The 14,992-nt window shown below is 51.4% G+C and carries 9 protein-coding genes; all 9 read left to right on the top strand.

Annotated features, from left to right (window positions below; genetic code table 11):
- Nucleotides 1-7 precede the first annotated feature (7 nt).
- The 9 genes from QFZ77_RS12990 (at nt 8) to QFZ77_RS13030 (ending at nt 14,621) form a co-directional block, all read left to right on the top strand.
- The gene (locus QFZ77_RS12990; RefSeq protein ID WP_307440065.1) at nt 8-319 is read left to right on the top strand and encodes a GntR family transcriptional regulator; all 312 of its coding nucleotides are present in this window, start codon (nt 8-10) and stop codon (nt 317-319) included.
- 19 nt (nt 320-338) lie between these two features.
- Nucleotides 339-1,136: a LacI family DNA-binding transcriptional regulator gene (locus QFZ77_RS12995; RefSeq protein WP_307440066.1), complete on the top strand. Its 798-nt coding sequence runs from the start codon at nt 339-341 to the stop codon at nt 1,134-1,136.
- Between the two features lie 110 nt (nt 1,137-1,246).
- Complete coding sequence (locus QFZ77_RS13000) at nt 1,247-2,521, top strand: glycoside hydrolase family 125 protein (protein WP_307440067.1); 1,275 nt, start codon at nt 1,247-1,249, stop codon at nt 2,519-2,521.
- A 19-nt stretch (nt 2,522-2,540) separates the two neighbouring features.
- Nucleotides 2,541-3,446, top strand: coding sequence for a carbohydrate ABC transporter permease (locus QFZ77_RS13005; protein WP_307440068.1), 906 nt, complete (start codon nt 2,541-2,543; stop codon nt 3,444-3,446).
- 5 nt (nt 3,447-3,451) lie between these two features.
- Nucleotides 3,452-4,336: a carbohydrate ABC transporter permease gene (locus tag QFZ77_RS13010; RefSeq protein ID WP_307440069.1), complete on the top strand. Its 885-nt coding sequence runs from the start codon at nt 3,452-3,454 to the stop codon at nt 4,334-4,336.
- Between the two features lie 23 nt (nt 4,337-4,359).
- A complete protein-coding gene (locus tag QFZ77_RS13015) occupies nt 4,360-5,691 on the top strand; it encodes an ABC transporter substrate-binding protein (RefSeq protein WP_307440070.1) in 1,332 nt (443 codons plus the stop codon).
- Nucleotides 5,692-5,708: 17 nt separating this feature from the next.
- Nucleotides 5,709-8,981: a carbohydrate-binding protein gene (locus QFZ77_RS13020; RefSeq protein WP_307440071.1), complete on the top strand. Its 3,273-nt coding sequence runs from the start codon at nt 5,709-5,711 to the stop codon at nt 8,979-8,981.
- A 125-nt stretch (nt 8,982-9,106) separates the two neighbouring features.
- The gene (locus QFZ77_RS13025; RefSeq protein WP_307440072.1) at nt 9,107-10,582 is read left to right on the top strand and encodes an S-layer homology domain-containing protein; all 1,476 of its coding nucleotides are present in this window, start codon (nt 9,107-9,109) and stop codon (nt 10,580-10,582) included.
- A gap of 40 nt (nt 10,583-10,622) precedes the next feature.
- Complete coding sequence (locus tag QFZ77_RS13030; protein WP_307440073.1) at nt 10,623-14,621, top strand: NPCBM/NEW2 domain-containing protein; 3,999 nt, start codon at nt 10,623-10,625, stop codon at nt 14,619-14,621.
- Nucleotides 14,622-14,992 lie beyond the last annotated feature (371 nt).

Raw genomic sequence — 14,992 nt, forward strand, 5'->3', positions numbered from 1 at the left:
ATAGGTCATGTCGTTATACGAGAAGATATATAGTCATTTGCTGGATGAAATCAAGGCAGGTAGGCTCAAACCTGGCGATCGTATTCCTTCGGAAAACGAATTGTCTACTCAGTTCAGCGTTAGCCGCATTACGTCGAAAAAGGCGTTGGAGATGCTTGCACAGCACGACTGGATCGAGAGGTTGCAGGGAAAGGGATCGTACGTCGCCCAGAAAATTCTCAATTACCACGAACAGCAGGAAGCGGTTCCTTCCGGCTGGGGGGAACGCGATCACGCTGCGAGCCCGAGGATCGTCCAGCCTCATCTTACCCGACTTTGATCATTCCTTTGGACTTAAGATGGTACGCGGAATTGAAGAGCGGTGCTCGAGCTATGGTATCCCGCTTATGCTGAAGCTGACTTATGATAAACAAAACGTGGAGGAGGAGGCGATCCGTGCATCGATTCGGCAGGGTGCTTCGGGTTTGATTGTTTTTCCGGTACACGGAGAGCACTATAACGCCGAACTATTGCGTCTTGTTCTTAACGGGTTTCCGGTCGTGCTGGTGGACCGCTATTTGCGCGGGATTGCCGCAACGGCCGTGTATACGGATAATCGCAAAGCCGCGCAGGAACTGACCGAGTATCTTCTCGATCAAGGTCATCGGGAAATCGCCTTCGTTTCGCCGCCGTCCGAAAACACCTCGACGATTGAGGACCGCATTCAAGGGTACTTGTCGGCATTTACACAGCGCGGGATTCCGGCAAATCCGGACATGATCGTGACGAACCTTTACAGCACGCTGCCGGTCGGCGGGACGAAAGAATACATCTCGAACGATTATGGAACGCTGCAATCTTTTATCGAAAGGTATCCGGGCACGACGGCCTTCCTGGCTTGCGAATATCTGATGGCTATGCGCATATCCGAGTGGCTGAACAGGATGGGCAAGCGGGTTCCGGATAATTATGAAATAGTCTGTTTCGATTACCCTGAAGATTCGTTTGGCCCGCCGGAGTTCACGCATATTCGGCAGGACGAATGGAGTATCGGACAACGTGCGTTGGACTTGCTAGCAGCCAAATGGGCAGGTGAAGTGACCCCGGAAAACCACCTGGTTGAGCACAAGTTGATTCGGCGGCAAATAAAGAGTTGATATAATAAGATTAAAATTGGTATATAAATAGTATATTGACATTATATTATTCGAGATGTTATATTGATACCATGAAAGGAAGCGATTACAATCTGAATAGGAGAGTGGTTATGTATAGTTCGGTTTATCGGAAAATTGAAGAAACAGCGTTTCGACTTCAGCGGATCGACCCGGGACTTTCTGAAATCTTTCAGAAATGCTATCCGAATACGTTGGAAACGACCGTAGAACTGTTGGACGACGGGACGTCCTTCGTCATTACCGGAGATATCCCGGCGATGTGGCTCAGAGATTCGTCCGCCCAGGTTCGGCCCTATATTCAGCTGGCAGCCGACGATCCGGATGTACAGCGGATGATACGCGGGGTAATCGAACGGCAGGCCCGATACCTGATGCTCGATCCATACGCAAACGCATTCAATAAGGAGCCGAATGGGCAAGGGCATTCGGGAGACCTAACGGTCAAAGGACCTTGGGTTTGGGAACGGAAGTACGAATTGGATTCACTGTGTTATCCTGTTCAACTGTGCTGGGACTATTGGGAAGCTACTCAAGACAGAATGGTATTCAGTGAAACGGTACATACGATGTTTCATCGGATTGTTGAAATCATGCGCGTAGAACAGCGGCACGACCGAGATTCCGAGTACGCTTTCGAAAGAACGGGCTGCCCTCCTTCAGACACGCTGCCTTTCAGCGGAAGAGGCACCCGAACCAATTATACCGGCATGATCTGGTCGGGCTTCCGACCGAGCGACGATGCCTGCAAGTTCGGATTCCTGATCCCTTCGAATATGTTCGCCGTCATCATCCTTCGTTATATTGGACAGTTGGCCAAGGAGATGTATCATGACCACGGCTTATGTGAAAGCGCTTACAAATTATCTGTAGAAATCGAATTCGGTATCGAGACATACGGCAAGGTCAAGCATCCTGAGCACGGATGGATGTACGCTTACGAAACCGACGGCTTCGGCAACTACAATCTGATGGATGACGCCAACGTTCCGAGCCTGCTTTCGATTCCTTACCTTGGTTACCGAGACGCGAACGACCCGGTCTATAGGAATACAAGAAAGTTCGTTCTAAGCCCGGATAACCCGTATTACTCGTCGGGCCTCTTCGCCCAAGGCGTCGGCAGCCCGCATACGCCGCCCGGTCACATTTGGCCGATCGGACTCATCATCCAAGGGCTGACCTCGATCGATCCTATTGAGCGGGACGATCTGGTACGGATGTTAGTTTCCACTACCGCAGGCACAGGCTTTATGCACGAAAGCTTCCATACCGACAGACCGGATACGTTCACAAGAGAATGGTTCGCTTGGGCGAACAGTTTGTTCGGCGAGTTTATTTGCCGATGGCTCGAACAGAAACCCGAATAAAGAAAGGTGGTCGGAACTTTTGATTGCAGCATCCCGCAAGAGGGTTTACCGCCAATGGATCAAGGGTTATTTGTTCATCCTCCCCTCGATTATCGGTTTCAGCGTATTCGTCGCCTATCCGTTAATCTCTTCTCTTTATTATGCGCTTACGGAGTGGGACGGCATCAACAAGCCTAAGTTTGTCGGATTCGATAACTTCACTTATATGTTTACAGTCGATCCGGCTTTCTGGAAGTCGCTCCGAGTGACCTTCTATTTCGTTCTGCTCAATGTGCCTTCATCACTCATATTCGGCCTAGTACTGGCCATGCTTCTCAACCGCAAGCTGCCGGGCATCAAGTTTTTCCGGACTGCCTTTTACTTGCCGACGGTTATCCCAGCGGTGGCAACCTTGACCCTATGGCTTTTCATGTATCATCCGCAGTATGGATTGGCCAATCAGGTGCTCAGATTGTTCGGCCTGCCGGCCGCTCCTTGGCTCACGAGCGAGAATACGGCTCTTCTATCCATCATCCTGTCCGGCTTGTGGCAGGTCGGTTCGGGGATGATCATCTTCTTAAGCGGACTGCAATCCGTACCGCAGGATTTGTATGAAGCTGCGGAGGTGGACGGGGCCAGCGGATGGACGACGTTCTCCCGTGTGACGCTGCCGATGATCACACCGATTCTTTTTCTGCAGCTCATTTTGGGTATTATCGGCTCCTTTCAGGCCTTCACCCAAATTGTTGTCTTAACTCACGGCGGTCCCAACTTCTCGACGATGCTGCTCAATTATAAGATTTACGGAGATGTGTTTAACGGTAAAATGTTCGGATACGGTATCGCTGAGGTTTGGGTTCTGTTCCTCATCATCATGTTCTTCACTCTGCTTACTTACAGGTATTCCAATCGATTCGTGTATTACGAAAATGACAATAGGGGGTGAAACGAATGGCTATGTCCCAGTCTGCGGTAATAGAAAATTCCCGGACAGCCGACCGTGTATCCAAATATCCGTTGAAAGATACGGTTCGTTTCTTGATTCTTCTCGTCGGCTCCATCGCCATGCTGTATCCGCTCCTCTGGATGATTACGATAGCGCTGAAAGGGAATGAAGAAATATTCAAGATACCGCCCGATTGGTACCCGAAGGAGTTTCATCTGGAAAACTTCGTCAAGGGAACGCAGACTATCAACTTCTGGAGGACGTTCGGCAACTCGATGTTCATCGCCGTCGCCAGCACGATTGGGCAAGTCGTCAGCTCGGTCCTCGTCGGATACGGAATCGGCAGGCTTCGTTTTCCGGGACGTAAAATGTGGTTTTCGTTCTTCGTTGGCAGCCTGATGCTGCCGGGCTTCGTAGGGCTCGTTCCGATCTTTCATCTGTTCACCTCGCTCGGCTGGTACAATACTTATCTTCCGCTGATTGTACCGGCATTTCTCGGCAATGCCACCTTTACGTTCTTGTTCATCCAATTCACGAGCACGATTCCGAAATCGTTCGACGAGGCATCCAAGATCGACGGGGCCGGAGACTTCCAAATCCTTTGGTATGTGCTTGTTCCCATGTCGCTGCCAGTCATCGTCACCATGATTATCTTCGCCTTTAACGGAGCATGGAACCAATACCTGGAGCCACTCATCTATATTGCGGATCAAAGCAAATGGACGCTATCGGTAGCTCTTGCCTCCTATGCATCGAATTGGACGACGCAATGGAACTACTTCATGGCCGCAGATTTAATCTATATGCTGCCCATGATCATCATCTTTTTCCTTGGCCAAAAGTATTTTATGCAGGGTCTCGGGTCGGTCAATTCCGCCGGCTTGAAATAAATAATTCAAGGAGGTCCATAGAAATGAAAGCGATTAAATTGGTGAGTCTGGCAGGAGCGTTAACTCTGGCATTGGGGACGGTGGTAGGTTGTTCGGAAAGCACGAGCTCAGGCGGAGGTGCGACCGCGCCGGCAGCTACATCCGGCAACAGCAGTAAAGCGACGTCCACGGAGGTCACGCTGATGACTTGGGAATCCCAAGCGATGAATGATAAGATCATGGCTTCGATGAAGAAGTTCGAGGAGCAGAATCCGGGCATCACCGTTAAGCTGCTTCCGGCACCGCTTCAAGATTACGGCATCAAAATCAACGGGATGATGGCAGCCAAACAGGCTCCTGATATTTTCATGACCGGCAACGACATGACGCTGCAAAACGGCGCGAAAGGCCTTCTTTACGACTGGTCGGCCAAAGCAAGTTCGGATCAGGAGTATATGAATGGATTTTATCCGGGTGTCGTCGACAGTTGGAAATCAAATAACAAGCTTTACGGGTTGCCGGGCCTTCTAAATACGTATGGTGTTTTCTACAACAAAAAGCTGTTCAAAGATGCCGGGCTTCCAGAGCCGAAGCAGGGTTGGACGTATGATGAGTTTTTTGGCGCCATGGCCAAATTGACATCTAATAAAGGCGGCATTCAGCAGTATGGATATTATGGCCGACCTGATGCATTTAACGTATCGCTGTACTCGGTATCGGCCGGAGGCGCTCCTTTTACGGATTCGATCGTAAACCCGACGAAGGTGGAAGTGAGCCCGCAATTTATCGAGGGCGTGAAGAAGTATCAGAAGGCGATTGCCGACAAATCCATGATTCCGCCGACGTTCGACCAATCGGGCGTTATGGCGTCATTTAAGGACGGCAAAGTTGCGATGACGATGCAAGGGCAGTGGGTGGCAGACGACCTGATCCGCAATGCGCCGAACCTGGAATGGGGATATGCTCCTCAGCCTGTCGTGAAGACGCAATCGGAGATTTATGACGCCGTCGGTTGGTGCAGCCCGGCCACTATCAAGAATCCGGATGCGGTCTGGAAAGTGCTGATGTATCTTGATTCGTCAATGTATCAGGAAGTGCTGCCGTCCACACCGGTCGCTCCCGCCGCTTACAAATCGGCCGCAGGCGCTTATTTCGACACGCTCAAGAAAGCGGGGCATCCGGATTTGGCGGACGGTATCGATTATATTCTAAAATCACCGAACATTCAGCCGGTACGGTTCCTTACGACCTGGTCCGGGAAAGCAGGCCCGTTCATCGACGCCGTCTGGAATAATGTCTTGAGCGGCAAAGCCGGCGAAGCCGAGCTGAAGGATACGGCCGACAAGGTGAACAAAGTGATAGCGTCATCCAAATAATCCAGGGAGGTAATGTAATGGTACTGACAAAAAGGAGCCGCTCTAAACTTTTACTGTTGACAACGGCGTTTGCATTAACTTTCACATCATATTCTGCCCTGGGAAGCCCAAAAGCGAATGCATTTACTTCGTCGGACGGAGATACGGCCATACAAGCATTTAACGCGAAATTTTGGGACAGCAGCGCAAAGTTATTTTGGAAAAATTCGAATCGCGGCAGCAACTATATGGACTTTTGGATAGAAGCGGAGCTTTGGGAAATGGTCATGGACGCCTATCTTCATACTTCCGATGCCGGCTTGAAAGCGCAGCTTCGAACTCAGATTGACGACATTTTTGACGGTACGGTAGCGAAATACGGGGAGGATTGGACGAACAATCATTTCAATGACGACATCATGTGGTGGGCGATGGGTTCAGCAAGAGCCTACGAAATAACGAAGAATCAAAAATATTTGGATAAAGCCAAGTATTATTTCGACTTTGTTTACAATACGCAATGGGATGACAGCTTTGCGAACGGCGGCATCTGGTGGATGAATACGGATCACTCTACGAAGAATGCCTGTATTAACTTCCCCGCAGCCGAAGCGGCCGTTTATCTGTATAACATCACGAAGGACGATCATTATTTGGATGCGGCCACCCGCATTTACCGATGGAGCAAGACGATGCTTACGGACGGTAACGGGAAAGTGTTTGACCGCATCGAGATGGAGAAAGGCGCCGTCCCCGATGCGACTCATTACAATCAGGGCACTTTCATCGGCGCAGCGGTAGGATTGTATCAAATAACCGGAAATACCGTGTATCTTGACGATGCTGTGAAAGCGGCGAGCTTTACCAAAGATCATTTAGTCGATGAAAACCGCTTGTTGCGCTATGAAGGACCGAACCACGACCTAAAAGGCGGCAAAACGATCCTGCTTCGCAATCTTGCCTATCTGCAAAAGACCGTCAACGAGCGAAGCGAAAGCACCTACAAGCAATTCGCTGCGGACTTTAATTACTGGGTGGCTTTCAACGCCCAAACGGCATGGAACAATCGAAACGCCGACAACATCGTCGACGGCAACTGGTCAGGGCAGCTGCTTTCCGGAACTTTTGAGGCTTGGGCATCATCCGGCGCAGTAGAAGCATTGTCCGTTTTGCAATCGCAGGACGTCGCACTCGGCGGGTATGCCTCCAAAAATCCTTTTAATAAGGTAGAAGCGGAAAGCTATAACGTCGGTACCGGATTTGTTATGGAAGGTAGCACGGATGGCTCGCTGCAGCTCGGCGGCATACAGCCCGGATACTATGCGGCGTATAAAAATGTCGACTTCGGATCTGAGGGTGCCATTGGCTTTATAGCCAGAGCGGCAAGCGGAACTCGTGGAGGGAACATCGAAATAAGACTCGACTCCTTGAACGGTACAAAAGTCGGAACCTTAAACGTTGAGGGGACAGGAGGATGGAACAATTTTACGGATGCCGTGACCGTCCTTAAAGACGATCAAGGGAACCCGAGCAAAGTAACCGGCGTACATAACGTCTATCTTGTCTTTACGAAGACGAACGATCAATATTTGTTTAATTTGAACTGGTTTAAATTCACAACAACGGATCCGACCAAGTCGGACGCATACGCAAGGCTGAAGGCCGGTCATTTCGACAGCAGCTCGGGTCTAAGCAAAAATGCAGATTGGGGCTTCCTGGACGGCATTAAAAATAACGCTTACGCCTCATATAAAGGCATTGACTTTGGATCTGGTGCGGCCGGCGTTACCGTTCATGTGACCAGCGGCAATCAAGGCGGCACGATTGAGGTGAAGCTAGATAGCCTGGACGGGCCGACCGCAGGTGTGATCGGAATTCCGGCTTTGGGAAACTGGAATAATTGGGTGGACTTGATGGCCAACATTGACGACACCAAGGCAGTTGGCGTTCACGATGTGTATCTCGTATTCCATGGCACAAACGGAAGCGATGCGCCCTGCAATTTGGATTGGTTCACCTTTACGACAGTTAAAGGGAAAGCAAGGGATGCTTATGGCAAGCTGGAGGCTGAGAATTATACCAGCGGCGTAGGCTTCGGTACGGAAAACGGTGGCGGTCAAACGTACTTGGCGGGAATATACGGTCCCAATAAGCCGAATGCCATGTACAATTACATTGACTTTGGAACTCAGAGTCCGTCTAAATTTTATGTTAATGCGGCAAGTGCAACCGGCGGAGGAACGATAGAAGTTAGAGTCGATAGCGTGAGCGGCCCGGTTATCGCAACCAGTTCGGTTTCAGGAACCGGCGGATGGCAAGATTTCAAGGTTACCTCGGCGGACGTCACCACTCCTGTGAACGGAAAACATATCGTGTTCATGCTGTTCAAAGGCAACGATTGGTTATACAACTTCGATAAATTTACGTTCGGTGACCCGGCCGTGCTTACGGCACCGACTCCGCCGCCTGTGACTTTGCCTGATCATGTACCTCCGGGAGAGGTAGAGAACGTGCAAGCGATTCGCGGCAACGATGCCATGACATTGTATTGGGACGGCCCTTATGACATCGACGGTCAAAAATCACAAATCGCGGTATTCAGCAACGGCCAACCGGTCGGAAACGCAATCGACGTCGGTCGAGGCATACAAACCGCCGTTTTACCGGGACTTGACAAGAGCCATAACTACACGATTTTAATCAAGAACGTGGATAAATCGGGGAACGTATCGAAAGGAATCACCGTAGACAGCAAAGATTTGCCTTCCTTTGCTCTAACCGCTAACGGAATTATTATAAATGACGGTGATTCTTTTGAAGACGATACCGCTCTGAACTTCAAAGTATGGGATAACTTATCGGCGATCACGACAGCAAAAGTCGCAATTGACGGTAAGGAATATACGATTGATCCGACGACGCAGCAAAGCATTGACATCGATATGGCCGGAAATCTAGGAATGAAAAAGGCCGCTATCACCATTGAGGACGCTTCTGGAAACAGGCTGGAGAACACAAGGAACGTCAGCGTGACGACCAGCGTCTATGCCATGCAGCATTTAATAACCCGCTTCACGAATTCGGGAGAGCTGAGCGGAGCGATCGTCCCTCAGCTGACCAACTCTCTTAAGCAGGTTCAGCATCAGCTTGACAAAGGCAAGCAGGATCAAGCGGTAAAGCATATTCAAGATTTTATCAAGCACTTGAATAATGAAGCTTTAAGCGGCAACGTGCAAGCTCGTGCAAAGGCGATTCTGAATACGGATGCTCAATTCCTCATTGATACTTGGCAGAAAAGGAAAGAGGGCTAACCGTAAAAATAGGTAGGTCGACCGCAGGTCGACCTACATTTATACATAGAAGAGGGGTCAAGCGTGATTAGATAGGGGCTACACTGGATGGCGCCAGCGGCGAATTCATTGAATAGGGGTGGGTTATGAAAAAGCTTATCGTCCTGCTTATTCTTGCAGGCATCTTCTGGACGTCCTATGCTGGAAACGCTTTCTCGGCTTCCTCGGTAACTCTTCAGGAAATCAAGGATAGCAGAGCCCGGGATACCGTCGAAATTTCAGGACGCACCGATCTGGAGACGATCACGGTCAAAGTCTTAAGACCGAATCTAAGCATCCTTTATGTGAACGTTTTAAATGGAGGGGAATTCAGCGACTCGTTCACCTTGCCGGATGATTCCGTACCGGGCACCTATACCGTAATTGCCGGAAGCGGCGCCGTGCAGGATGTTAAGAAATTCCAAGTTATCGCGCCGAGCCGTGGAGAAGACGGCGGGAGCTCGGGCGGGGGAACGGTTCCTGCGCCGGCTAACCAGTCGCCAACGCTTAAGCCTGTCATACAGAACGGCATCGCATCGGTTCAGCCGGAGGCGGGCCAAAACACAGCGCTGATAGCTGTTGAGGATTTTGCGAATATGCCGCTGAAGGTGCGATTTCGCGACATTTACCTCACGGTAGGGATGTCCGAAGTGCAGGCCTTACTCAAGCGGACAGCCAACTCGGAGGGGGCGGTATTGCAAGTCAAAGCGGAAGCTACCACAAGCACGGAAATGGGGCGTCTGACCCGCCAGAACGGTGCTCAATTGCAAATGGCCGGCGAGATTTTTGATGTCAAGGTGTCGCTGATTTCGAAGGACGGCACTGAAATTTGGGCCGTTCAGCTTGCAGGGGACATGGAGCTGTCTCTGCCTTACGATCCGAAGGCCGATGAACGCTTACTTGGTATCTACTACCGCAACGATGACACTAAGCAATGGGAATACGTTGGCGGCACGGTGGATAAGAACTCGGAGCGGATACAAGTCAAGCTTAAACATCTGAGTTCTTATGCGGCTATCGCGTATAAAAAATCATTCGATGACGTCCCATCCAGCCATTGGGCAAACCGAACGCTGGAATTGCTGGCTGCGCGGCATATCGTATCGGGCAAAACCGAAAACTTGTTCCAGCCTGACGACCATACGACGCGGGCGGAATTCACGGCGATGCTCGTGCGCGTATTGGAGCTGCCGACCGGCAAAGGAAGCACTCCCTTCTCGGACGTAAGCGCTGATGCTTGGTACGCCGATCCCATCCAGAGAGCCTATGCGGCCGGGTTGATCTCTGGGCTAACGGATGCCGAGTTCCGTCCCGATGCCGCCATTACCCGCGAACAGATGGCTTTGCTGCTCGTGAAGGCTTATGAGGCCAAACGCGGGAGCATTCATGCGGGGCAGTCTTCGCTGCCGGTCTTCAAGGATCAGGATCAGATTTCCGGATGGGCCCGGGAAGCTGTGAACCAAGCATGGACCGCGAAGCTGATGCAGGGCATCGGTGAGGGCACATTTGATGCTCAATCCGCAGCTACGCGTTCACAGAATGCTCAAGCGATCTACAATTTGATGCAAAACCTTTTGCCCTAACAGCAGTTGGGCCAAACCATGAATCAGGAGGAGAGTACGCTTGCATAATAGACGCTATTTGCGGCCAATTGCGGCCAAGTTGTTTTTGATGGTTTGCTTGCTGTTTGGCAGCTTGCCTTTCGGATTGCCGGGAACTGTCGTGGCCAATTCCGTGCAGCTTCCATTCACGCACAAGACATTCGATGAAGGAACTGGTACGACGGCAACGAATGCATCGGTGACCGTGGCGACCTATAACGAAAGCTCAACCGCCCTCGTTGTGAGCGATGTAGTATACGCGTCCGACCTGAACTGGGTCAGCATGGAATCGTACTGGAGCGGCGCCAAAAAAGATAAGTCGCTGGACGGCAACACACTGACCTCGGCGGGGAAAACGTACAATAAGGGCATCGGGGCGCATGCAAATTCCAAAATCGTGTACAATCTCGACCCAGCCTACAAGCGCTTTACGGCGGTTGCCGGGATTGACGACGAGGTCAAATCGAACCCGGATCATGTCAAGGCCAAGACCAAATTTCACGTCAAGGCGGACGATAAGGTCATCGCCAGTTCGCCGGAATTGAAATTTAACGAAACTTATACATTCCAGGTCACGATTCCGGCCGGGGCCAAGACACTGACCCTGATCACCGATGACTTGGGCGACCCGACTTGTGACCATACGGATTGGTTGGACGCCCGGTTCCTGTTGACCGACGGAAATGGCGGCTGGTCGCCTTCCGAGCCTGTCGCTATCGCCAGCCCCGGAGGCCAAGTCATGAGTACGATTGAGCAGATTGACGGACGCTTGACCTATTCCATGAAGTTTAACGGTGCACCTGTCGTTGAAAAGTCGGTGCTCGGCGTCATTGTGGACGGCCACGATATCGGCGAGCGGGTGCTCTGGGACCGGACTCAGGCGGTTAGTGTTTCTCCGGACGCTTTCACTTATCCAATAACCGGCAACCATTCCACAGCCAGGGATCATCACACACTCACAACGATTCCGATTACGGACGTGAACAGCGGCATGACCTACAAGCTCCAAGTCAAACTGTTTGACGATGGAATCGCTTTTCGATATGTGATTCCGCCGGGAACCTCGGACCGCGTGTTCTCGGGCGAGAGCACCAGCTTCCGGCTCCCCGCGGACAGTACCGTGTGGTATCAGCAAAATACAACCAATTATGAAGGTCGCTTCACGAAGCAGAGCGCCCAATCTGTTCCTGTGAATACGAAAATCGGCCCACCGATGACGATTAAGCTGCCGGGCAGCGCCGGGTATGCCGCAATTACCGAGGGAGCGCTCGTTCAATATGTCGGCATGACCTTGAATGCCGAAGGCGGCGCCAACTTCAAAGCCAATTTCATCAACAGCGGCAACTGGACCTTGTCCGGCGAGGTTTCGACGCCCTGGAGAATCGTAACCGTAGCCCGTGACTTGAACGGTCTCGTGAACAACGACATCATGACCAATGTGAGCCCGCCGCAAGCGCCGATCTTTGACAACAACACCGATTGGATTAAGCCCGGCTCTTCCACCTGGTCCTGGGTTGTGGACGGCGATGTCAGCAAACGCAACATGCTGCTCTATATCGACTACGCCGCCGAAATTGGCATTCCGTACAATCTGATTGACGAAGGATGGACGGACTGGGCATCAACGCCTGAAGAGTATTGGGCCGCTGTCAAAGAAGTCGTGGACTACGGCAAATCCAAGCATGTCGAAAGCTGGCTATGGAAATCCGCTTCCGATCGCTTCGGCATCAAAGGCCTCTTCAACCGCGAGGATCGGCTCGCCTTCTTCGAAAAGGCCAAAGCGGCAGGGGTAATCGGGGTCAAGATCGATTTCATCGACGGCGAAGAGCTGTTCAAGATGAATTTCTATAAAGACACGCTGGAGGACGCCGCAAAATATCACCTGATGGTCAATTTCCATGGGGCCAATAAACCGACGGGCATGTCGCGGACTTATCCCAATGAATTGTCCCGCGAGGCCGTGCACGGTCTGGAGCAAGGCGCGCCGCCGGCCGATCATAACGCCACCTTGCCGTTCACCCGCTACCTGGCAGGTCATGGAGACTATACGCCAATGTCGCTCAGCAACCGGATGGGCAAAAGCTCCTGGAGCCATCAGGTGGCCACGGCGCTAAGCCTTACCTCGCCGATTCTTTCCTTCGGGGAGCATCCGGAGAACATGCTGCTGAATCCGGCAGTAGAGCTGTTCAAAAGCATGCCGACGGCCTGGGATGAGACGATTGTATTGCCCGGCAGCGAAATCGGAGAGGTTTCGGCGATGGCCCGCCGCTCCGGTACGACCTGGTATGTGGCTGTCATGAACGGACTGGAGGAGCGCACGATGGGTCTGAACCTGTCGTTCCTCGGCAGCGGGAAGTACAATGCCAGCATCTATGCAGACGATTTTACGAAGCCCAACACTTACAGTCTTGATAAGCAGATTGTATCTTCAGGCGCCGTGCTAACCATGAAGATGCGAGGCAGCGGAGGCTATGTTGCCAAATTCAGCCAGCTTGACATGGAGCCGTTCGGCGGGGGATTTCTGGATCAACGTACGGTTCATTTGAAAACATCGGACAGCTCGAGCGAGATTCATTATACGCTGGACGGTTCCGAACCGAAGGCTAGCTCTCCGAGATACGAGAAGGAAATCGTGATCACCGATTCCGTCGTCCTTCGTGCGGTCATCACGAGCGGGGAAGGAGCCGGCAGCACCGTCACGGCCCGATTCAACAAGACCTTGCCTATCATAAAGATCCTGTACGACGGGGATCGGAACTGGGTCAATCCAGGCGGGAAAGTAAGGATACAGACCAATGCGGAGGGAAGCGACTTCGAAATTCGCTATACGCTGGACGATAGCGAACCGAGCCAATACTCGCTGCTGTATACGGGACCTTTTGCTCTCCCTGTAAGCACGGCTAAATTGAAAGCCAAGCTTTTTGTGAAAGGACAACCGGGCTCAAACGCCGTATCGAAAACGCTGTACACCTTGGAGCATAATGGCCCTGTGCCTCCTCTTCCGTCGGTTTACCTGGACGAACTGAATTGGGTCAGCGCGACATCCGGCTGGAACAACATACCGAAGAAGAAGCTATCGATTGACGGCAATCCACTGAGAGCGGGCGGTAAAACGTATGAGCGCGGTTTGGGGACTCACGCCAATTCCGATATCGTATACACGATTCCCAATGGGGCCAAAAGATTTGTCGCTATTGCCGCTGGGGACGACGAGGTGAAGGAAGAAGGCGGATACGCAAGCATGCTGTTCAGCGTGTATGTGGATGGGAAGCTTGCTGCCGCCTCGCCGCTCATCGGCAAAGGCATGTTGTGGAACTTCAACGTCACGCTGCCGGACGGAGCCAAGCAGATTCTCCTATCGCTGAACGATGCGGGCGGCAAAAACTTTGACCACGGCGATTGGCTGAACGCCGGTTTCTTGACAACGGCCATGACGGCACGAGAATTGGCGGCGAGCATCAAGCAGATCGCAAATCCTTCGCCAATCGACACTCGGCTTAAGCTGCCAATCGTACCGAATGGATTCCGCATCGCGATTCAAAGTTCCAGCGATCCTAGCATCATTGCGCTGGACGGAACGATTCGGGCGCCAAAGGCGCGAACGACTGTACAGGTGGTTCTGGAGATCACCGACTTGTCGGACGGCAGCAAAGCTACGACCGAGGCGATTTCCGTTCTCGTCCCGCAGGCCAGCGGACTGGCGCCATATACACTTACGACCACAGGCGTTCTCAAGCGCCAAGGTGGCATCGAGGCCCAGGTTAGTGTGCAGCCGACTCCGGATGCGGTGAAAGGTCCGGATGAACAGGTCATCGTCTTTCAACTGATGAAGGGCAACACGCCTGTAGGGATCGTGGCTGTGCAATCCGACAGAATCGAAGCCTCCAAAGCCTTTACCGCCTTCTTCAACACGGCAGATTTTGACTCCAGTCTGTACACGGTTCGAGCCATGGTGCTGGATCGCTTCAACAGCGATTTGATGTCTCCCGTCAATTTGGCGGCGTTGGTTCAGCTGAAATAGACTGCGGCGCAAGGAAACCTGTCGACTAAAAACCACAATAACCGTTCTTTCTGACTAGGGAACTTTCTCCCCTGAGAAAGAACGGTTTTTCTGTATGCCTCAGTTGTGCTATAGGGGGGCTCAATGTTTTTTGTAGAATTAACTTTCTTCACGTCATAATTAATTCCTAATTTCAGTTAATTCGACAAACATTTTAAAATACAAGTGATAGATTATTCGTGTATTAAATCATAGAAAGGGTGAGCGCATTCACTAGCGTCAGCAAACTGATTTCCATTCGAACTATTCTGCTATCTGTTTTACTTCTGTTTATGATTTCCCCTTTGGTCGTAATTACCTATATTACATACAAAAAGGAAAATAAATTATTT

This window comes from Paenibacillus sp. V4I3, from assembly GCF_030817215.1.
Taxonomy (GTDB): Bacteria; Bacillota; Bacilli; order Paenibacillales; family NBRC-103111; genus Paenibacillus_E.

Bases quoted from the DNA above. Each gene is read 5' to 3' on its own strand.
- QFZ77_RS12990 (WP_307440065.1), top strand. From the start codon at position 8: ATGTCGTTATACGAGAAGATATATAGTCATTTGCTGGATGAAATCAAG.
- QFZ77_RS12995 (WP_307440066.1), top strand. From the start codon at position 339: ATGGTACGCGGAATTGAAGAGCGGTGCTCGAGCTATGGTATCCCGCTT.
- QFZ77_RS13000 (WP_307440067.1), top strand. From the start codon at position 1,247: ATGTATAGTTCGGTTTATCGGAAAATTGAAGAAACAGCGTTTCGACTT.
- QFZ77_RS13010 (WP_307440069.1), top strand. From the start codon at position 3,452: ATGGCTATGTCCCAGTCTGCGGTAATAGAAAATTCCCGGACAGCCGAC.
- QFZ77_RS13015 (WP_307440070.1), top strand. From the start codon at position 4,360: ATGAAAGCGATTAAATTGGTGAGTCTGGCAGGAGCGTTAACTCTGGCA.
- QFZ77_RS13020 (WP_307440071.1), top strand. From the start codon at position 5,709: ATGGTACTGACAAAAAGGAGCCGCTCTAAACTTTTACTGTTGACAACG.
- QFZ77_RS13025 (WP_307440072.1), top strand. From the start codon at position 9,107: ATGAAAAAGCTTATCGTCCTGCTTATTCTTGCAGGCATCTTCTGGACG.